The sequence below is a fragment of the Pedobacter sp. AC464 genome (genome assembly GCF_979253075.1).
In genome coordinates this window covers 697,297-715,744 of the sequence record NZ_CEEDBV010000001.1, presented here as the reverse complement: position 1 = coordinate 715,744, position 18,448 = coordinate 697,297, and the positions used below count along the sequence as shown (strand labels likewise).

Below are 18,448 nucleotides of genomic sequence, written 5' to 3'. Positions count from 1 at the left end.
GCCAATTAACCAATGGATTTTAACATCACAAAACTTTTTAAACATATGAAGGTTATAATCTTAGAACATCTTAAGGATATGAAAAACTCAACTTTCTTCGCTGCAGGCATTGCATTAATTCTTTCGGCAGGGCAAACGCAGGCCAAAAATCGCGTTGAATATTCACCGGTTAAAATTATTTACAAGCAGGATAGTGTGAATACTATTTCTACTGCATACGCCATAAACATTAAAGAAATGGAGGCAGCAGGCCTGGCGCTAAATTCGGGTACAAATAAAACTAAAACGCTGGCTAAAAAACTTGCCGATTACTTTACAAAAAGTAATACTGAATTGAGGGCGCTGGCAAAAAGAAAAAATGTTGCCTTACCCATGAGCAAGCCTTTAGGTGGCATGCGCCCTGATGGCCGGATAGATTCGGCGCCTGAAAATATGCGGGATACAAGCCGGAATCAATCTGGAACCGGCGAAGCTGGCAATAATGGAACAAGAAGTCCAAAAAACTTGCCAGCTACTCCAGCTGCAACATCGGGCCTAGCTTCCCTTTCAGGTTCTAAATTCGACAGCGCATATTTAGCTAATTTGAAGGAAAGCTTAGCGCAATTAAATTCGATTTACCAAAAAGAAGCACAATCTAGCGACCCGGAGCTTAAAATGTTCGCGAAAAATCAACTGGAACAGCTTAAAAAGTTTTCCGCCAATTAGTTTTATTGAAAAATTTCAGCAAGTAATTTGTTGGAACGAAGCTTTGCGTCATGATCATAAATATGCGATGTGGTCATGATTTCATTTACGCCAAATTTTGAAATGAAGCGCTCCAAATCGGCCTTAATTGTACTTTGGCTTCCAATGAATGAATAATACAACATTTGCTCAACGGCTTCTTTTTCTAATTGATCCCAATACGCGTTGATATTTTCAACGGGCGGCTTAAGCAGTTCCCGCCTGCCGGTAATTACGCCTAGAAACATTCTTTTTACCGAACTAGACAAAACCTCCGCTTCCGCATCAGTATCGGCGGCTACAACATTTACGCAGGCCATAACGTAAGGCTCCTGCAAAAATGGAGAGGGTTTGAAATTATTCCGGTAAATTGTAATTGCCTGCTCAAAATATGCGGGAGCGAAATGACTTGCGAAGGCATAAGGTAAGCCTTTCTCGGCTGCTAACCTTGCACTATCTGTACTCGATCCTAAAATCCATATAGGCACCTCAAGACCTTCACCTGGCATTGCCCGAACGTTTGATGTGCGGTTATCTCCGGAAAATAATTGTTGGAGTTTTTCTACATCACGTGGAAAGCTATGCGCAGCATTAAAATTTTCGCCCCGGATGGCTAAAGCCGTAACCTGATCCGTTCCCGGAGCCCGACCAAGGCCTAAATCAATTCGGTTTGGATAAAGTGACGCAAGTGTTCCGAATTGTTCTGCAACAATTAACGGCGCATGGTTCGGCAACATTATTCCTCCAGAACCCACGCGAATGGTCTTCGTACCACCGGCAATAAAACCTATCAAAACCGCCGGTGCAGAACTTGCAACTCCAGCCATGTTATGATGCTCGGCAAACCAATATCTTTTGTAGCCCAAAGTTTCTGACTGCTGTGCAATTTCTAAACTCATTTTAAAGGTATCTGCAGCAGTATGGCCGTCTAAAACAGTGGCAAGATCGAGAACTGAATAAGGTATATTTTTTAAGGTATTTTCTAACATATTGGGAATAATAAAGGACAAAAATATTGTTTATATATCCATTCAAAGGTTATCGTAAAACAAATGACGGTATGGAAACAGTTCGTACTTAGTTTGATTAATTAGCAAACATCAGGCAGAAAAAATCTGTTAAAGGAGGTATGAAGTTACTTTTGAGTTTTTTGCTTTTCATTGTGGGTTCAAACGCCTTCGGCCAGTTTACGGATTCTACCAATTACCACATCGTGCTGTCATCATCGGGTTCGGTAAACCGAACAAATAACGAGAACGCATACCTTCTAAATAACAATCTGAATTTTGCTCTGAAGAAGAAAAGTATCGTTTTAAACAGCAGCAGCACATGGCTTTACGGTAAGCAAAACAGTGCATTAAGCAACAACGATTTCTCAACAACGATGAACTTTAACCTGTACAAAACCTTCCCGCATTTTTACTACTGGGGTTTGGCTAATTACAACACCAGTTATTCCCTGCAGATTAAAAACCAATTACTTGCCGGTGTTGGCATCGCTTACAACTTTATCGATAAACCGAATGCGTACATCAATTTAAGTAATGGAATTTTGTTTGATAAAAGCAGTTTGGTTGAACTGGAAAATTATACAACACTTCGAAATTCGCTAAGGTTGCAATATCATTTTTTAATTAAAGATATCATCACAATAGATGGAAGCCACTTTTTGCAAAATTCTTATGCCAGAAAAGGCGATTACATTATTCGTTCTGCAACAACCTTAGGCCTTAGAATCAGAAAGTGGATTAGTTTAACAACAGCCTTAAATTACAACAAGTTAAACATTACCGGGCGGGAAAACTTAAATTTAACTTACGGTTTAAGTGTAGATAAATATTTTTAACCAAAACAAACATAGCGCTCTATAAAAGTTTTTCGGTTAATCATTTCCAGATACGGATAATCGCCGGAAAGTTGCTTTCTCACCCGCATGCGGTATAAAAAATGCCCTCCCAAATCAACAATTATTGGCGCTGTTGCGGAAAACCATACAGCGTGAGGCTGTTTCCAACAAAAATGATAAAAATTTGAGGTAATGCTTACACCCTTTATTTCTGGATGGTAGAAATTTAAAACCTTCGGTACTTCAACCGCCCTTAAAACATCAGCCTTCCTAACCATAGAAAGGTGGTCGCTTTTTCTGAATTCGTAGTCTTTTAATTTTGGATCATCCGGGTGAGGCAGGTTCTTTAAAATCTTAAAGCCTTTGAATTTTTTTCCATTCAGTATCCAAATCATCTTTGGATAAAAAGCTTCCCTGCTCTTCATCTCAGCAACGCTTATTGGCGAGTTCTGGAACTCTATTGCGGTGCCGCAAGGTGTATACACATCTGCACGATGTAACTCGCCTGTGGTTTGGCAACAAAAACTTTTTTCCCTGTACTCCAGCGGAAAAGCTTTCTTCCAGTTTCTATGCCATACACTTTCTTTATGATATTTCTCCGGAACCCAAAGCGGTGGCAGACTTAACGCAGCATCATCCGGAAATTCTGTAATAAGATTTTCTTCACTCCTATTCATTTCCCTTAAAAATGTTCACCACATTGGTTTTCCATTTTATATAGCCAAGATTACCACAGGTGTAGGCTACAAAATTTTCAACTTCCTCCGGCACATCATTTACCACGCGAAAACGAATCGTATATTTTGGATTGTAACTTATATAAATTACCAGATCATCTTTCGGTTGCCCAACAGAAAGCATAGCCTGCAAATGAATATCCTGCAGTTCGGCAGCGGCTTGCTTAAGTCGTTCATTCATTATTTTGGAAAGCGAAATATCCGGTACAAAATCAGTTTCTGTAATGGCAAGTACGGTAACCGTCATATATAATCTTCAATTAATCTTCTTGGAACAATAGCATCAACAAATAAACTACTGTTACAACGGCAAAAATATACTAATATTTTTAGCAAGCAAATATTTAGGATATAAATTTACCCTCGGTGCGGTAACTTACTGTTGATTAATGAAATAAAATTGCACCTAAAAAGGATTGAAATTTATATATTCAGAGCGGAAACATTAATGTATAGCATTGTCGACTTTATTCTCTGAATTTGATTTTAAGATTTATCCGCTAAGCGAGCACGCAGTTACGCTTACTTTCGGGAGCGAAATTGCCGAACCAACAGCTGCTAAAATCGCCCGCTTCAATTTGCTGCTCGAAGCTAATCCTTTTCCAGGTTTTAAGGGATGTGTTGCGGGTTATACCACGTTAAGTATTTTTTACAATCTATTAGAGGTAAGTAGTAGTAGTGAGCTATTTGGCGCCAACGGCTTTGAAAAGGTATCGCACTATTTAAAGTCGCTGAGCGATAATAGTAAGTTGGATGGCCGGAATTTTACTCCAAAACGCATTGTACTACCTGTTTGCTACGTTGCCGGTTATGGTTTGGATTTAGATGAGGTTGCAAGGAATGCTAAATTATCTGTTGATGAAGTTATCGACCTCCATACCCGTCAAATTTATAAGGTATACATGATTGGCTTTGTACCTGGCTTTGCTTATCTGGGTGGAATGGATGAACGACTGGCAACCGCCAGAAAATTAGTCCCCAGAGCAAAAGTTGCAGCAGGAAGTGTCGGAATTGCTGGAAAACAAACTGGAATTTACCCCTTGGAAACGCCGGGTGGCTGGCAAATCATCGGACAAACGCCATTGAAAATGTTCGATTCAGGCCGTTCACAGCCTTCGCTTTTAAAAGCAGGCGACGAGGTGCAATTTAAATCGGTTAACTTCGAAGAATTTAAAGCGCTGGAGAAATGATGACGATAAGCATTTTAAAACCAGGCATATTAACCACGGTTCAAGATGGCGGACGGAAAAATTACCTTGCCCAGGCTGTACCTATCTCCGGCGCAATGGATAATTTATCTGCCCGGATTGCAAATATTGCTTTAGGGAACGAGGAGGATTCTGCAACAATCGAATTTACTTATGCCGCGGCAGCGTTTAAAGCAGAAACGGATCTTGTAATTGCCTACGCCGGAGATGGTGCAATGCTGGTAGCTGATAGCGTACAAATACCGTCAGAACGACCGGTTTTTATCCCAGCCGGCACCATAATTAAGTTGATAAACAATCCCGAAGGCGCAACAACATACCTAGCAATAGCCGGAGGATTTGAAGTGCCAGATGTGCTTGAGAGCAAAAGCACCTACTTACTTGGTGGTTTCGGGGGCTTGGAAGGTAGATGTTTAAAAATTGGCGACAGGCTATCGGGAGGCGAAAATCTCAGTTCCTTATCGCAAAAAATAATAGCAAGTATTAAAGGACCTAAAATTTCCTGGCCTGCGTGGTTCATTCCCCGCTCCTCTCTTTTACCTTCCGATAAAAAAGCGATAAGGGTTTTTCCTGCCGGGGAATTTACCTGGTTTACCCCTGATTCTATTATAAACTTTCTTTCTAAAGATTTTTTCGTCGGTATAAATAGCAACAGAATGGGAATTCAAATTTCGGGCGATAAAATATCAAAGCGTAAACAAGATGAATTGTTAAGTACAGCGGTTTGTCCGGGCACAATTCAGGTTACCGGAAATGGCGAAATGATCTTGTTGATGGCCGATTGCCAGACAACTGGTGGCTATCCAAGAATTGGACAAGTTGCCGCAGTTGACCTATCGCTTTGCGCTCAGTTAAAACCAAACGACAACATCCGTTTTACCGAAATTAGTTTTGATGAAGCAGAAATGCTGTATATTCAGCAGGAAAAAATATTACAAAAAATTAAACTCGCGGTTAAAAACAAATTCTTAAGCTAAACTATTTTTGATGCAGAGTATTGACCTAAATTGTGACATGGGCGAAGCGTTTGGCAATTATTTTATGCCTAACGATGAGATTTTAATGGATTACGTTTCCTCGGCTAACATTGCTTGCGGTTTCCATGCAGGCGACCCGCAAGTGATGCAGCGAACGGTAAATCTGGCCATAAAAAAAGGGGTTGCGATCGGCGCACATCCAGGCTTACCGGATTTGCAGGGTTTTGGCAGACGGGCTATGAAAATTAGCGCAACTGAAGCTTATCAAATTACGCTGTACCAAATTGGTGCGCTCCACGGATTTGTTAAAGCTGCCGGCGGAAAACTCAATCACGTAAAGCCGCATGGCGCATTATACAACATGGCGGCCACTGATACTGGTTTGGCAAAAGCAATTGCCCAGGCCGTTTTTGATTTCGACGCGGGTTTGATTTTCTACGGCCTTGCAGGTAGCGAAATGATAAAAGCCGCCGAAGCAATTGGCTTGCCTTCGGCATCGGAAGTTTTCGCAGACCGCACCTACCAACCCAACGGACAACTTACGGCTAGAAGTGAAGAGAACGCAATCATTGCGGATAAACACGTGGCTTTGAGCCAGGTTTTGATGATGGTGAAAGACCAATGTGTTGTCGCGACAGATAACCAGAAAATAGCTTTAAAAGCAGAAACGCTTTGCCTCCACGGCGACGGGCAGCATGCAGTAGAGTTTGCAAAACTAATCTCTGAACAATTAAAGGCTGCCGGTATTATTATTCAGTCGCATAAAAAATGAAAAGAAAATACAACTGGAGTGTTTTAATTGGTGCGGCTTTTTTAATGGCTTCATCAGCCATCGGGCCTGGTTTTTTAACGCAAACTGCCGTTTTTACGGAACAGCTGGGTGCCAGCTTTGCGTTTGTTATTTTGTTATCTATTGTGCTCGATGCCATTGCCCAGTTGAACATTTGGCGTATAATTGCGGTGGCCGATAAACCCGCCCAGGATATTGCGAACAAAGTTTTTCCGGGATTGGGCTACTTTCTTTCCTTTCTTGTTTTTTTGGGCGGCCTTGCGTTCAATATTGGGAATATTGCCGGCGCTGGCTTAGGTTTAAATGTACTGTTTGGCATAAGTGTTGGCCAGGGTGCCGTAATTAGTGCGATTATTGCTATCGGCATATTTATATACAAAGAAGCGGGCAAAGCGATGGATGCATTTGCTAAAACCATGGGCATCCTGAAAATCTTTCTTGCCTTATTTATCGCCTGGGTCAGCAATCCTCCGCTTGCAGAAGCCGCAATTCGCTCCGTAAATCCAACACAATTCAGTTTTACAGCTGTACTCACAATTGTTGGCGGTACCGTTGGTGGTTACATTACCTTTTCGGGTGCTCACCGTTTACTGGATGCCCGTCAAACTGGTATCGAAAATCTGTCTGCGGTAAACAAAGGTGCCTTAAGTGCAATTGGTTTGGCTTCGGTAATGCGATTGCTCCTTTTTATTGCAGCGCTTGGTGTGGTGAGCACTGGTGCACATTTAGACCCCGCAAATCCCGCAGCATCGGTTTTTAAACTGGCGAGCGGCCAGTTTGGTTATAAAGTGTTCGGTATCGTTATTTGGGCAGCAGGAATATCTTCAGTTGTTGGTTCTGCCTACACATCGGTTTCATTCATTAAAAGTTTTCACCCGTTAATCTTAAAGTACAACCGGGAAATTATTATCGTTTTTATATTAATCTCCTGCCTTATTTTTGTGATAATTGGAAAGCCGATAAAGGTATTACTGACCGTTGGCGCAATAAATGGATTAATCCTGCCAATTGCCCTCGGCGTAATGTTGGTTGCTGCTTATCGCACAAAAATTGTTTTTGGCTATAAACAACCACTTTGGCTCACAGTTGCCGGCGGCGCAGTGGTTTTAACCATGATTTGGATGGGCTACGGCACAATTGCCCAAATGTTGACTCCATAATTTTAAATTTATGTCGAAATTTTTTATCTGTTTCCTTTTCGCCCTGGTGCTGCTAAGTTCAGGTTTATCCGCTCAAAAACTACCAAATCCGCCAGTTACAACTGGGGTTTCCTTATCACTGGCAAAATATCGCAAAGCGATGATTAGCGATCTTCAATACAAAATTCATTTCAACATCCCTGCCGACAAAAGCGCTGATATTTTGGCCAATGAAGAAATCACTTTTAATTTGGAGGATTTGCCCCCGTTGCTACAGCTGGATTTTAAGCAGGACGTAACGCACATCAAAAGTGTATCCGTTAACGGTAAACCGAGTGAAATTAGACTGGAACAGGAGCATCTGATAATTGATAAAGAACACCTTCGAAAATCATCAAACAATATTGCCGTTCAGTTCATCGCAGGCAATGAATCGCTAAATAGAAATTCTGATTACTTATACGCTTTATTTGTTCCAGACCATGCCCGAACTGTTTTTCCATGTTTTGATCAGCCCGACCTGAAAGCACGGTTTTTATTAAGTTTGACGGTGCCAAAAGATTGGAAAGTGCTTGCAAACGGCAATAAAAAAGACTCAATTTCTACCAGTTTGGGTAATATTTACAGTTTCGATAAATCAGATTTACTTCCAACTTATCTTTTTTCATTTGCTGCCGGAAAATTTAGTTCTTTAAAAAAGGTATTTGGTAACCGGTCTATGGAATTCTTTCACAGAGAAACTGACGACAAAAAGATCAGGCTCAGTGTAGATTCAGTTTTTATTGCGCACAAAGACGCAATCCAATTCTTAGAAAACTGGACAAACATACCCTTTCCATTTAAAAAAATTGGCTTTGCAGCCATACCCGACTTTCAGTTCGGGGGAATGGAACATCCTGGGGAAGTTCAATATAAATCATCAGCACTGTTTTTAGATGAGGGCGCAACCCGCGATCAGTTTATTTCACGCTCAAACCTGATTTCGCATGAAACTGCACACATGTGGTTTGGCGATTTGGTTACCATGAGGTGGTTTAATGATGTTTGGATGAAAGAGGTGTTTGCAAATTTTATGGCCGATAAAGTTACCGAAAACCTGATGGGTAAAAATACCTTCGATTTAAAATTCCTTCAAGACCACTACCCTGCTGCTTATGGTATCGATAGAACTGCCGGTGCAAATCCGATTAGGCAAGAGTTGGATAATTTGCAGGATGCAGGTTCTATGTACGGCAACATCATCTACCACAAAGCACCGATTATGATGCGACAACTGGAGCAGATTATGGGCAAAGAAAATTTCCAGAAAGGCATCAGAGAATATTTAAAAAAATACAGCTACAACAATGCCGACTGGACAGAACTTATTGCTATCCTGAACAAATACAGTAAAACTAATTTAGAAGAATGGAATAAAGTCTGGGTGAATTTGCCCGGTCGGCCGGTTTTTAACTACAACATAAATTATCAGGATAATAAAATAAGTAGTTTCACGATTTCTCAAAAGCCCGAGAGCGGAAACGCAAGAATCTGGCCTCAGCTATTTAGTGTTAAACTTTTCTACCCCACCTACAGTAAAACGATTTCTGTTAATATAAAAAATGCATCTATTGAATTAATTGAAGCAAAAGGTTTAGCGAAGCCATCATTTGTACTCTTTAATGCCAATGGAATGGGTTACGGAATATTCCCGGAGGAAATGATGATGTTGGAAAACTTCGATGAACTTAAAAGTCCTTTGGAGCGTGCATCAGTTTATATAAATGCGTACGAGAACACGCTGGCAGGCAAATCGTTAGATCCCAAGAGACTTTTAAGATTTTTAACAATCGGTTTATTGAAGGAGGAAAATGAAATGAATTTGCGCCTTTTAACTGGTTATTTAACAAATTTATATTGGAACTTTACCCGGACGAGTGATCGCCTTGCGCTGAGCGAAACCTTGGAAGACGCGATTTGGCAGGCAATGGAACATCAGACTGCCCCCAATAACAAAAAGATTTTATTTAATACTTATCAGAATATTTATTTAAGCGCTTCAGCAGCTAAAAAAATCTATAACATTTGGGAAACGCAAACAGCACCTGTGGGTGTAAAATTGATTGATGAAGATTACACGGGTTTGGCTTTATCGATTGCATTAAAAGCTGACACAGCCAAAAACGTTCTAAACCAGCAATTGCAAAGAATTACGAACACCGACAGAAAAGCCAGGCTAATGTTTTTGATACCAGCCCTTTCTTCGGTGGAGGCCGTAAGAGATAGTTTTTTCTTCAGTTTAAAAGAAAGAAAAAACAGGGCAAAAGAGTCGTTTGTAACTACTGCGCTTTCTTATTTGCACCATCCGCTGAGACAAAATACCTCAATAAAATATTTGCCAGAAAGCCTTAAACTATTAGAAGAAATCCAGAAAACCGGTGATATTTTCTTTCCGCAATCCTGGTTATCTGCAACATTTGGCAGTTATCAGTCGGCAGAAGCTGAACAGGTTGTTACAGACTTTCTAAAAACTCACCCGGGTTATAACCCAAAGCTTAAAGATAAAATTCTGCAGTCTACAGACAATTTATTTAAGGCAAAGAAGTTGTTGAAGAATTAGCTGTGCGGAACAAAGCAATGTTATTCAATTGAATCGGTTTCATTATTCAAATGGTCTAAAAGACCTTTTAACAATCGTTCCCGCTGTTCTTTTAAATCAGCCTGATTTTCCTGTATCACCTGCATTTTTACATTATCGGCAGCAAGTTTTGTTCCTTTTAAATAACTAGAAAAGTCGAATGTATTTATCATGGTTATTAGTTTTCGTACATAAAAAAGACAAGCTATTTTAAATTTTGTTTGATAAAATTTTGTTACACTGGCAAGCAGCTAAATCCTGTTTTTTTTAATACTGTAAAACAGCTACTTACATTTTTTATAACTACTTACTATAATTAATGCAGTTGGAAGCTATTAATTTTGCAACATGGCAAATCAAAACATTAGCAAGTTATTGCAAAATAAAATAGAGCTTTTAAAAGTTGAAGTTGAAAATGCGAAGGTTGAACTTCAGAAATGGCAAACGATAGAAGAAGAATACAACCAAAATCCGGAAAAATTCGAGCTGATGGCAACATTACTTCTCGGAGAAAATTCGGATGTAAAAAAAGCCCGGAAGAAATCTTAAACACGTTATCTGTATAGCGACGAACCGCAAAACTTACAAAACAACGCATCATTTTCATGTCCTTCCCTACCGCAGGAAGGGCATGATTCGGGAAGTTCCTTTTTCTGTTTGGCGGCCAATGCAATATCATGTGTTATAATTCCGGTGGGTACGGCAATAATTGCGTAACCAATCAGCATCACCACTGACGCTACAAACTTTCCAATAGGCGTAACCGGAGAAATGTCGCCGTAACCAACAGTTGTAATGGTAACAATTGCCCAGTAAATGCTTTCGGGGATATTTGAAAAGCCGTTTTCCCGCTTTTCAACCAAATACATAATCGAGCCTAAAATTACAGTAAGCGTTAGTACTGTTAACAGAAAGATGCTTATTTTTCGAACGCTGCCTTTTAATGCTGTCGTTAAAAAATTAATTTCGGTAAGAAAGGTACCCAACTTAAAAATCCTGAAAACCCGCAGTAAACGAAGCGCCCTAAACACCAGTAGCGCCTGCGCTCCGGGGATAAAAATACTCAGATAAGAAGGAATCAGCGAGATTAAATCAATCAAACCCAGGAAACTGAAAACATACTGCCATGGCTTTTTAATGCTGATTAAACGCAGAAAATACTCAACTGTAAAAAGCGCCGTGAAAACCCATTCTAAAATATTAAAAAGGTTGCCATGATGTTTGTGTATGCTTACCACGCTATCCAGCATAACCACCATAATGCTCGCAAAAATCGCGAACAACAAGGTTACGTCAAAAGCTTTACCTGCTTTTGTGTTCGATTCATAAATAATTTCATGCAACCGAAATCGTTGCTGGTCTATTTTCGATGCATCCATTTTTAAACATCAGTTTTGACAGACAACAAATTAAATTAGCGTTTGTGTTTATTGGCTATTAAGCTCTGGAAAATTCTAAAAGAAAAAAGGGAAAAAACTCGTTTGAATTTTTTCCCTTTGGCGGAAAGCGAGGGATTCGAACCCCCGGACCTATGACAGTCAACAGTTTTCAAGACTGCCGCATTCGACCACTCTGCCAGCTTTCCATCGGCAAAAATACGAACTCAGACTGCAATAGCAAATTAAAATCTTAGTTTCGAAACTATTTTGAGCTAACTGAAAGATAACCAGAGAAATTAAATGGCTTTAATCAATTTTGCTTCCGTTATTAAGCAACCCGATTAAATACCAGGCTACTGCTGCCTTCTCCATCGATATTTAAAAAGCAAATTTTTAAAGGGCCGCAGAAATCTACAAACAAATTTACTTTAGGCATTAAGCTTTCAGCAAATTCGGCAGGAGAAATCTCATCCTGCAAATGAATAAAGACCAGATCCTGTGTTTTAAAGCTTATTCTGTCGATTTTGCCGGGCCATTCCAGTTCAATTTTTTTAAAAAACGATTTGATTTTTTGATTTTCGATTACTTCGTCCATGATTGAGCATTATAGCCATAAAAATACGGCTAGATGCGCTACAAACCCACTCAAAAACTGAATTGTTGTTAAAAATGAATTGACAAAAATCAATTATTCAAAAAAAAAGCCCGTTGCTTTTGCAATGGGCTAAAATGGCGTGGGTTGTTTAACAAAAGGTCAGCCAAGGCATCACTTTTAAGCTGTGGCAATCCACAAAATTGAATAAGATTAACGAATAAAGAACTGTATTAGGTTCGCTTATAGTTTCTCCTAACTCATTATAAAAAAGGTTAAGAAAAAAGTCGGTTAATACGATAGACGATGCTACCCTCTATTACGCTTTTCTGTATCCAAATGTATTTGATTGCTTCGATAATTGCAAATTAAATTTGTCTGTTCAGAACTAATGGCTGGTAAAGCAAAATAGCAACATCACTGTGTTGCTATTTTGCTTCGCGGATTAGTAGCGATGTGCCGGAACCCAGTAACGCCCGCCATGTGGCCCAACATTATAATGTCCGGGAACCCAATGCGCTCTTGGTGCTCTGGTTCTAACTACGCATGCACTCAAATTAATTACCATAACTAATAAGAGTAATAGATTTACTATTCTTTTCATAACCTAACCGTTTAGTAAACAATAACTTCAGTCTTTCGCTGTGTGTATGTTTTTGACAGTTATTGGTGCGAAAAGTTTAATGTAGTTTCATAAGTTTACAAGGTCCATTCGGGGCGCTCATAATGGCAGGTATAGCCGTAAGGGTTTTTCTGCAGGTAATCCTGATGCTCTTCTTCCGCATTCCAGAAATCGCCAGCCGGAACAACCTCAGTAATAATTTTTCCAGGCCATTTCCCAGACGCATCCATCTCTGAAATCAAGGCGTTTGCAACATCCCGCTGCTCATCATTTAAATAGAAAATAGCAGAGCGATAAGACATGCCAACGTCATTACCTTGCCTGTTTTTTGTGGTTGGGTTGTGAATTTGAAAGAAATATTCCAGCAATTTCCGAAAGGATAATGTCGCTGGGTCAAAGATAATCTCTATTCCTTCCGCGTGCGTGCCATGACTTCTGTAAGTTGCATTGGGCACATCGCCACCGGTGTATCCAACAACTGTTGAAACTACGCCTGGCTGTTGTCTGAACAATTCCTCTACGCCCCAAAAACAACCGCCCGCAAGTATCGCTTTTTCTGTATTCATATGTTTTCTTTTAAATCTTAAAGTTACATGGATTATAATCGGCAAAGGCAACATAATTGTAATTTAATACATGGCCTTCCGGGTACATTTTACTCTACATATTATTTCCTCATTTGTTTTTTTTAAATAAATTTTAAATTTTAAAGTATTTTCTCTTTTGATTCGTCTACGTAGGTAAATCTTCATGAAAGAAGCTTTCCTGAAGTAAAACCAAAGCTTATGATTTCTGTATTTAAAACCAATGTGCAATCTGAAGTTGAACTGCACAAGCTAAAGCCAATGCTTAACTTTCCAAACGTGAACTGGAACCTGGACCTATACGACTGCGATAAGATTTTGCGCATAGATTCGCAGGAAAACGTTAATGAGGTAATCATATCCCTATTTAAAAAGCTTGGTTTTAACTGTACCGTTCTTGAGGTATTTTATAGTCCGCCGCTTTAAAAAGAAAGTGATTAGCGTTAAGCTGATCTAAAAATATTGGTTTGTAACTCTTCAAGCTAATACAGTTTGCTGCCTTAGCAACCGAGGCCGGAAATTGCGAGCTAACAAACTTGCGTTTTAAGCATTTCGATTTTAGTTCTACCATTAAATAACAAAGGATGGCTTGAAAGAGCCATCCTTTGCTGAATAATAAACGTTTTTATTAGTTCCAGCCACCGCCAAGTGCATGGTAGATGTTTACAACAGCATTGAGTTGTTGCTTTTTAGTTTCTATTAATTCCAGTTTTGATTGCAACGCGTCTCTCTGAGTCATTAAAACTTCGAAGTAATCTGCTCTTGCGGATTTAAACAAATCATTTGAGATATCGATTGACTGTGTTAAAGCAAGGACTTGTTTCGATTTCAAATCGTAACTTTTTTGAAGATTAGTGATGTTCGAAAGTTGATTAGCGACCTCGATATAGCCATTTAGCACCGTTTTTTCATAATTGAACACGGCCTGAAGTTGCTTTGCATTGGCTGTTAAATATTCAGCTTTAATGGCATTACGATTAATCAACGGCCCAGCCAAATCCCCTGCTAACGAATAAGCTAAAGATTCGGGCGTTCTCAACAGGTACGAAGGATTAAAGGCCTGGTAACCAATTGTGGCAGAAATGCCCAATGAAGGATAAAATTGGGCTTTAGCAACCTTTACATCTAATTTCGCTGCTGCTAAATCGAATTCTGCCTGTTTTATATCCGGGCGGTTTGCCAATAACTGCGAAGGTAAACCTGCCTGCACTGTTGGGGGAACCAAATCCGTAAAACTTGTTTTATCCCGAACGATTGGCTGAGGATAGCGACCCAGCAGAAAGTTAATCTTATTTTCACTTTCTGTAATGTTCTGTTCAATATCAAACTCCAAACTCTTTGAATTTAACACCTCCGCCTCAAATTTCCTTACCGCCAGTTCAGTTACCCGTGTTGCCTGCTTTTGAATTTTCATCAACTCTAATGCATTGGTTTGTAAGGCGATGTTTTGTTTTACGATAGCCAGCTGGTTATCGTAAGCCAGCAACTCATAGTAGCCATTGGCCACTTCTGCAACCAGGTTGGTAATTACGAAGTTTTTGCCTTCTATGGTAGAAAGGTAGCGATTTACCGCAGCCTTTTTTGAATTGCGTAGTTTGTGCCAAATATCAGCTTCCCAGTTTGCCTGCAAACCGAAAGCATAATCAGGCAGCACATCGGGCACTTCCTTCCCAGGCGTAATGTCGGTAGATGCATCACCAGCGCCAGAACTAGTGTAGCGGCCAACTTTCTCTAATCCGGCACCAACCCTGTAGCCCACAGTTGGTAAAAGCTCGCCCTTTCTGGCTTTGATTTCATTCTTAGCGATTTCAATCTCTTGCAGGGTAATATTTAATTCCTGATTATTTTTCAATGCAGTATCGATTAAACTAACCAGATTTGGGTCGGTAAAGAACTGTTTCCACTGTATTTTGCCAGTATTTGTACTGTCAGATGAGTTGTTGAAACCCATTGGCAGGTTTTTTTGCTCATCGCGTTGTGCAAAATCAGGAACTTTACATGCCGAGTACGTAGCGCAAATAATTAACAGGCCAACGCACTTATAAATATTTCTTTTAAACATTATCTTCTATTTCTTCAGTTAATGGATGTTCTTCTTCAATTTTAATCAGCTTATGTTTTGCTGCAATTGTTCCAAATACGTAGTATAATCCTGGGATGATAACGACACCGAAAATGGTTCCGAAAAGCATACCACCAGCCGCGGCAGAACCAATCGTTCTGTTTCCTATTTTACCAGGGCCGCTGGCAATCATCAGTGGAATTAAACCGGCAATAAAGGCAAACGAAGTCATTAAAATTGGCCTAAACCTAACACCTGCACCTTCCATGGCTGCTTTTAGAACCGTGGCACCCTGTGCCTGCCTTTGTGTGGCAAACTCAACAATCAACACGGCATTTTTACCCAGCAAACCAATCAGCATTACCATGGCTACCTGCGCATAAATGTTGTTTTCCAGACCTAGAATTTTGAGGAAAAGGAAGGCACCAAAAATCCCAACGGGAAGCGATAAAATTACAGAAAGCGGTAATATAAAACTCTCGTATTGTGCCGCCAGCACCAGGTAAACGAAGCCAAGACAGATTAAAAAGATGTATATTGCCTCATTACCTCTCGATACCTCATCTTTAGAAATACCCGCCCAATCGATACCGAAACCTCTTGGTAAAGTCTTTTTGGCAACTTCAGTTATAGCGGCAATGGCTTCTCCGGAACTATAACCCTGTGCAGACTGACCGCTAATTTCGGAAGCATTATACATGTTATGTCTTGTGATTTCTGAAAGGCCATAAACCCGTTGCATTTTCATAAAAGCTGAAAACGGAACCATCTCATCCTTATCATTTTTAACCGATAATTTTAAAATGTCTTCGGGTAAAGCTCTGTATTGTGGCAAAGCCTGCACCATAACTTTATACTGGCGATCGTACTTGATGAAACTGGTTTCATAATTACTGCCAACAAATGTAGAAAGCGTGTTCATTGCGTTATCAATGGTAATTCCTTTTTGCTGTGCTATATCATTATCAATATTTAGCATATACTGTGGAAAACTGGCACTATAAAATGTAAACACAGAGGATAGCTCTTTGCGTTTATTAAGTTCGCGAACAAAATCGTTAGCAACTGTTTCCATCTTTTTATAATCGCCACTACCCGCCTTATCCAGCAAACGAAGTTCAAAACCTCCTGCCGCACCATAACCCGGAACTGCTGGTGGCTGGAAAAATTCGATTGTTGCACCCGGAATCGATTTAGATTTTTCTTCGAGTTCCTTAATGATGTCTTGAGCAGAACCTTTACGTTCATCCCAGTCTTTAAGGTTTATCAAACAGGTTCCCGAGTTTGAGCCCGTACCTTCTGTCAGGATTTCATAACCGGCGAGAGAAGATACCGATTTCACGCCATCAATGCCTTCACACATTTTTTGTAACCGCTCTGCAACCTGGTCAGTACGTTCCAAAGTAGATCCGGGCGGGGTTTGAATAATTGCATAAACCATACCTTGATCTTCGTTCGGAATAAAGCCTGACGGTACGCTGCCACTCAAGCCCCAAATACCCAGGCAGAATAAGATTAAAACCCCGAAGGTTACTAATCTCCTGCTAACAACCTTTGTTAAAACCAGTTCATATTTGCCCGATAGTTTCGCGAAACCGCGGTTAAACCCATCTAAAAATCTATCTACAATGGTTTTCTTTTTAGCGTGACCATGATTATTTTTCAACATGATGGCACATAAAGCCGGCGTAAGGGTTAAGGCGACAATACCTGAAAGGATAATCGCGGTTGCCATGGTAATGGAGAATTGGCGATAAAATATACCAACCGGCCCGGACATGAATGTTACCGGAATGAAAACCGATGCCATAAGGAAGGTAATGGCGATTATGGCACCACTTATTTCCTTCATTGCTTCCTGTGTTGCCCGGAGTACAGACAATTTTGGATCGTTTTCCATTTTTGCGTGTACAGCTTCAATAACAACAATCGCGTCATCCACAACAACGCCAATTGCAAGCACAAGTGCAAACAAGGTTATTAAATTCAGCGTGATTCCAAAAAACGACATAAATACAAATGTTCCGATAAGGGAAACCGGAACCGCAATAGCCGGAATAACGGTAGAACGCCAGTCGCCAAGGAAAAGAAATACAACTAAGCCTACCAGAATAAATGCTTCCACAAGTGTGTGGATAACCTTTTCTATCGATGCGTCCAGAAATTTCGAAACGTCGTAGCTTACTTCATAATCCAATCCTTTAGGAAACGAACTTGCCTTAATCTCAGCCATTTTGGCCTTAACATCTTTAATTACCTGGCTTGCATTACTTCCGTACGATTGTTTTAACACAATTGCCGCCGAAGCCTTTCCGTTTAATGTTGAATATAGGTTGTAAGCAGAAGCACTGAAATCTACATCGGCAACATCTTTTAAGCGCAGCATTTCGCCATTGGCATTTGCCCTTAAAACAATATTCTCATAACCTTCTTTGGTGTTAAATCGGCCAGAATATTTTAAAACATATTCAAAAGCCTGCGATCTTTTTCCAGAACTCTCACCTGTTTTACCGGGCGATGCTTCTAAACTCTGTTCATCAAGCGCTTTCATCACTTCATCAACAGAAATTTTATAGGCCTGCATGCGGTCGGGTTTTAGCCAGATACGCATTGCATAATCCCGGTCACCAAGAATATCGGCGAAACCTACACCATCAATCCTTTTTAGCTCTGCAAGTAAATTAATATCTGCAAAATTGTATAGGAAGTTTTGGTTCATTTTCGGGTCTTTACTATACAAGTTAATGTACATCAACATGTTAGATTCTTCCCGGGTAATTTTAACCCCTTCCCGAACAACCAATGGAGGAAGTTTATTCGTTACCGCAGCCACACGATTTTGAACGTTTAATGATGCCTGGTTAGGATCGGTACCCAGATTGAACACTACCTGAATAGACGCTTCGCCATCATTACCTGCATCGGATGCAATATATTTCATACCGGGAACACCATTTAAGGCCCGCTCCAACGGAATGACAACTGATTTTATTAATAATTCGTTGTTCGCTCCAGGATATTCTGCAGTAATATTAACCTTAGGTGGCGAAATAGAGGGAAACTGCGTAACTGGCAGATAGCTAATTGCCAGCACACCAAGAAACACGATTACAAGCGATATAACTATAGAAAGGACGGGCCTTTGTATGAATTTGCTAAACATAAATTAAGT

The 18,448-nt window shown here is 40.1% G+C and carries 19 protein-coding genes and 1 tRNA gene; 9 read left to right on the top strand and 11 right to left on the bottom strand.

Annotation, left to right across the window (positions count from 1 at the left end; all coding sequences use genetic code 11):
• Positions 1 to 45 precede the first annotated feature (45 nt).
• A complete protein-coding gene (locus tag AC0IWT_RS03080; RefSeq protein ID WP_471795934.1) occupies positions 46 to 705 on the top strand; it encodes a DUF4142 domain-containing protein in 660 nt (219 codons plus the stop codon).
• Positions 706 to 707: 2 nt separating this feature from the next.
• Here AC0IWT_RS03080 and AC0IWT_RS03075 read toward each other — a convergent pair whose 3' ends face one another.
• Positions 708 to 1,712: an LLM class flavin-dependent oxidoreductase gene (locus tag AC0IWT_RS03075; protein ID WP_471795933.1), complete on the bottom strand. Its 1,005-nt coding sequence runs from the start codon at positions 1,710 to 1,712 to the stop codon at positions 708 to 710.
• A gap of 140 nt (positions 1,713 to 1,852) precedes the next feature.
• Here AC0IWT_RS03075 and AC0IWT_RS03070 point away from each other — a divergent pair, with 140 nt between their 5' ends.
• Complete coding sequence (locus AC0IWT_RS03070; protein WP_471795932.1) at positions 1,853 to 2,569, top strand: DUF481 domain-containing protein; 717 nt, start codon at positions 1,853 to 1,855, stop codon at positions 2,567 to 2,569.
• On the opposite strand, the gene AC0IWT_RS03065 is transcribed toward AC0IWT_RS03070, so the two are convergent.
• A complete protein-coding gene (locus tag AC0IWT_RS03065) occupies positions 2,566 to 3,246 on the bottom strand; it encodes a competence protein CoiA family protein (protein ID WP_471795931.1) in 681 nt (226 codons plus the stop codon). The genes AC0IWT_RS03070 and AC0IWT_RS03065 overlap by 4 nt on opposite strands.
• Positions 3,239 to 3,553 (bottom strand): hypothetical protein, encoded by a 315-nt coding sequence (locus AC0IWT_RS03060; protein ID WP_056095640.1) that lies wholly within the window; start codon positions 3,551 to 3,553, stop codon positions 3,239 to 3,241. Before AC0IWT_RS03060 ends, AC0IWT_RS03065 begins: the two co-directional genes overlap by 8 nt.
• 211 nt (positions 3,554 to 3,764) lie before the next feature.
• Here AC0IWT_RS03060 and pxpB point away from each other — a divergent pair, with 211 nt between their 5' ends.
• The 5 genes from pxpB to AC0IWT_RS03035 are packed head-to-tail and all read left to right on the top strand — an operon-like array spanning position 3,765 to position 10,019.
• Entirely contained in the window at positions 3,765 to 4,496 is a 732-nt protein-coding gene (gene pxpB / locus AC0IWT_RS03055; protein ID WP_471795930.1) for a 5-oxoprolinase subunit PxpB, read from the top strand.
• Complete coding sequence (locus AC0IWT_RS03050) at positions 4,493 to 5,491, top strand: 5-oxoprolinase subunit C family protein (protein ID WP_471795929.1); 999 nt, start codon at positions 4,493 to 4,495, stop codon at positions 5,489 to 5,491. Before pxpB ends, AC0IWT_RS03050 begins: the two co-directional genes overlap by 4 nt.
• Before the next feature lie 10 nt (positions 5,492 to 5,501).
• Positions 5,502 to 6,263 carry a 5-oxoprolinase subunit PxpA gene (locus AC0IWT_RS03045; protein ID WP_471795928.1) on the top strand — a complete coding sequence of 254 codons (762 nt, stop codon included), beginning with the start codon at positions 5,502 to 5,504 and terminating at the stop codon, positions 6,261 to 6,263.
• A complete protein-coding gene (locus tag AC0IWT_RS03040; protein WP_471795927.1) occupies positions 6,260 to 7,441 on the top strand; it encodes an NRAMP family divalent metal transporter in 1,182 nt (393 codons plus the stop codon). The genes AC0IWT_RS03045 and AC0IWT_RS03040 overlap by 4 nt, the downstream gene beginning before the upstream one ends.
• A 10-nt stretch (positions 7,442 to 7,451) precedes the next feature.
• On the top strand, positions 7,452 to 10,019 hold the full coding sequence (locus tag AC0IWT_RS03035; RefSeq protein ID WP_471795926.1) for a M1 family metallopeptidase: 2,568 nt from the start codon (positions 7,452 to 7,454) through the stop codon (positions 10,017 to 10,019).
• Positions 10,020 to 10,039: 20 nt separating this feature from the next.
• Here the strand turns inward: AC0IWT_RS03035 and AC0IWT_RS03030 are convergent, their stop codons facing one another.
• Positions 10,040 to 10,210 (bottom strand): hypothetical protein, encoded by a 171-nt coding sequence (locus AC0IWT_RS03030; RefSeq protein WP_471795925.1) that lies wholly within the window; start codon positions 10,208 to 10,210, stop codon positions 10,040 to 10,042.
• A 175-nt stretch (positions 10,211 to 10,385) separates the two neighbouring features.
• On the opposite strand from AC0IWT_RS03030, the gene AC0IWT_RS03025 reads away from it, so the two are divergent.
• Positions 10,386 to 10,586 carry a hypothetical protein gene (locus AC0IWT_RS03025; RefSeq protein ID WP_056872167.1) on the top strand — a complete coding sequence of 67 codons (201 nt, stop codon included), beginning with the start codon at positions 10,386 to 10,388 and terminating at the stop codon, positions 10,584 to 10,586.
• Between the two features lie 5 nt (positions 10,587 to 10,591).
• On the opposite strand, the gene AC0IWT_RS03020 is transcribed toward AC0IWT_RS03025, so the two are convergent.
• The 5 genes from AC0IWT_RS03020 to msrA all read right to left on the bottom strand — a co-directional run bounded on the left by AC0IWT_RS03020 (position 10,592) and on the right by msrA (position 13,196).
• Entirely contained in the window at positions 10,592 to 11,416 is an 825-nt protein-coding gene (locus AC0IWT_RS03020; protein ID WP_471795924.1) for an ion transporter, read from the bottom strand.
• Between the two features lie 118 nt (positions 11,417 to 11,534).
• A tRNA-Ser gene (locus AC0IWT_RS03015) sits at positions 11,535 to 11,622 on the bottom strand.
• Positions 11,623 to 11,744: 122 nt separating this feature from the next.
• Positions 11,745 to 12,011 carry a hypothetical protein gene (locus AC0IWT_RS03010; RefSeq protein WP_471795923.1) on the bottom strand — a complete coding sequence of 89 codons (267 nt, stop codon included), beginning with the start codon at positions 12,009 to 12,011 and terminating at the stop codon, positions 11,745 to 11,747.
• Positions 12,012 to 12,453: 442 nt separating this feature from the next.
• The gene (locus AC0IWT_RS03005) at positions 12,454 to 12,612 is read right to left on the bottom strand and encodes a hypothetical protein (RefSeq protein ID WP_471795922.1); all 159 of its coding nucleotides are present in this window, start codon (positions 12,610 to 12,612) and stop codon (positions 12,454 to 12,456) included.
• 95 nt (positions 12,613 to 12,707) lie between these two features.
• Complete coding sequence (msrA, locus tag AC0IWT_RS03000) at positions 12,708 to 13,196, bottom strand: peptide-methionine (S)-S-oxide reductase MsrA (protein WP_471795921.1); 489 nt, start codon at positions 13,194 to 13,196, stop codon at positions 12,708 to 12,710.
• Positions 13,197 to 13,415: 219 nt separating this feature from the next.
• On the opposite strand from msrA, the gene AC0IWT_RS02995 reads away from it, so the two are divergent.
• Positions 13,416 to 13,640, top strand: a complete 225-nt coding sequence (locus AC0IWT_RS02995; protein WP_082491654.1) for a hypothetical protein — start codon at positions 13,416 to 13,418, stop codon at positions 13,638 to 13,640.
• A 202-nt stretch (positions 13,641 to 13,842) separates the two neighbouring features.
• Here AC0IWT_RS02995 and AC0IWT_RS02990 read toward each other — a convergent pair whose 3' ends face one another.
• Positions 13,843 to 15,276: a TolC family protein gene (locus tag AC0IWT_RS02990; RefSeq protein WP_471795920.1), complete on the bottom strand. Its 1,434-nt coding sequence runs from the start codon at positions 15,274 to 15,276 to the stop codon at positions 13,843 to 13,845.
• The gene (locus tag AC0IWT_RS02985; protein ID WP_056872162.1) at positions 15,269 to 18,439 is read right to left on the bottom strand and encodes an efflux RND transporter permease subunit; all 3,171 of its coding nucleotides are present in this window, start codon (positions 18,437 to 18,439) and stop codon (positions 15,269 to 15,271) included. Before AC0IWT_RS02985 ends, AC0IWT_RS02990 begins: the two co-directional genes overlap by 8 nt.
• Positions 18,440 to 18,448: the final 9 nt, after the last annotated feature.

Coding starts and splice junctions, on each gene's coding strand:
- AC0IWT_RS03080 (WP_471795934.1), top strand. CDS start 46: ATGAAGGTTATAATCTTAGAACATCTTAAGGATATGAAAAACTCAACT.
- AC0IWT_RS03075 (WP_471795933.1), bottom strand. CDS start 1,712: ATGTTAGAAAATACCTTAAAAAATATACCTTATTCAGTTCTCGATCTT.
- AC0IWT_RS03040 (WP_471795927.1), top strand. CDS start 6,260: ATGAAAAGAAAATACAACTGGAGTGTTTTAATTGGTGCGGCTTTTTTA.
- AC0IWT_RS02990 (WP_471795920.1), bottom strand. CDS start 15,276: ATGTTTAAAAGAAATATTTATAAGTGCGTTGGCCTGTTAATTATTTGC.
- AC0IWT_RS02995 (WP_082491654.1), top strand. CDS start 13,416: ATGATTTCTGTATTTAAAACCAATGTGCAATCTGAAGTTGAACTGCAC.
- AC0IWT_RS03045 (WP_471795928.1), top strand. CDS start 5,502: ATGCAGAGTATTGACCTAAATTGTGACATGGGCGAAGCGTTTGGCAAT.
- AC0IWT_RS03065 (WP_471795931.1), bottom strand. CDS start 3,246: ATGAATAGGAGTGAAGAAAATCTTATTACAGAATTTCCGGATGATGCT.
- AC0IWT_RS03030 (WP_471795925.1), bottom strand. CDS start 10,210: ATGATAAATACATTCGACTTTTCTAGTTATTTAAAAGGAACAAAACTT.
- msrA (WP_471795921.1), bottom strand. CDS start 13,196: ATGAATACAGAAAAAGCGATACTTGCGGGCGGTTGTTTTTGGGGCGTA.
- AC0IWT_RS03010 (WP_471795923.1), bottom strand. CDS start 12,011: ATGGACGAAGTAATCGAAAATCAAAAAATCAAATCGTTTTTTAAAAAA.
- AC0IWT_RS03060 (WP_056095640.1), bottom strand. CDS start 3,553: ATGACGGTTACCGTACTTGCCATTACAGAAACTGATTTTGTACCGGAT.
- AC0IWT_RS03025 (WP_056872167.1), top strand. CDS start 10,386: ATGGCAAATCAAAACATTAGCAAGTTATTGCAAAATAAAATAGAGCTT.
- AC0IWT_RS03070 (WP_471795932.1), top strand. CDS start 1,853: ATGAAGTTACTTTTGAGTTTTTTGCTTTTCATTGTGGGTTCAAACGCC.
- AC0IWT_RS03020 (WP_471795924.1), bottom strand. CDS start 11,416: ATGGATGCATCGAAAATAGACCAGCAACGATTTCGGTTGCATGAAATT.
- AC0IWT_RS03050 (WP_471795929.1), top strand. CDS start 4,493: ATGATGACGATAAGCATTTTAAAACCAGGCATATTAACCACGGTTCAA.
- AC0IWT_RS03035 (WP_471795926.1), top strand. CDS start 7,452: ATGTCGAAATTTTTTATCTGTTTCCTTTTCGCCCTGGTGCTGCTAAGT.
- AC0IWT_RS03005 (WP_471795922.1), bottom strand. CDS start 12,612: ATGAAAAGAATAGTAAATCTATTACTCTTATTAGTTATGGTAATTAAT.
- AC0IWT_RS02985 (WP_056872162.1), bottom strand. CDS start 18,439: ATGTTTAGCAAATTCATACAAAGGCCCGTCCTTTCTATAGTTATATCG.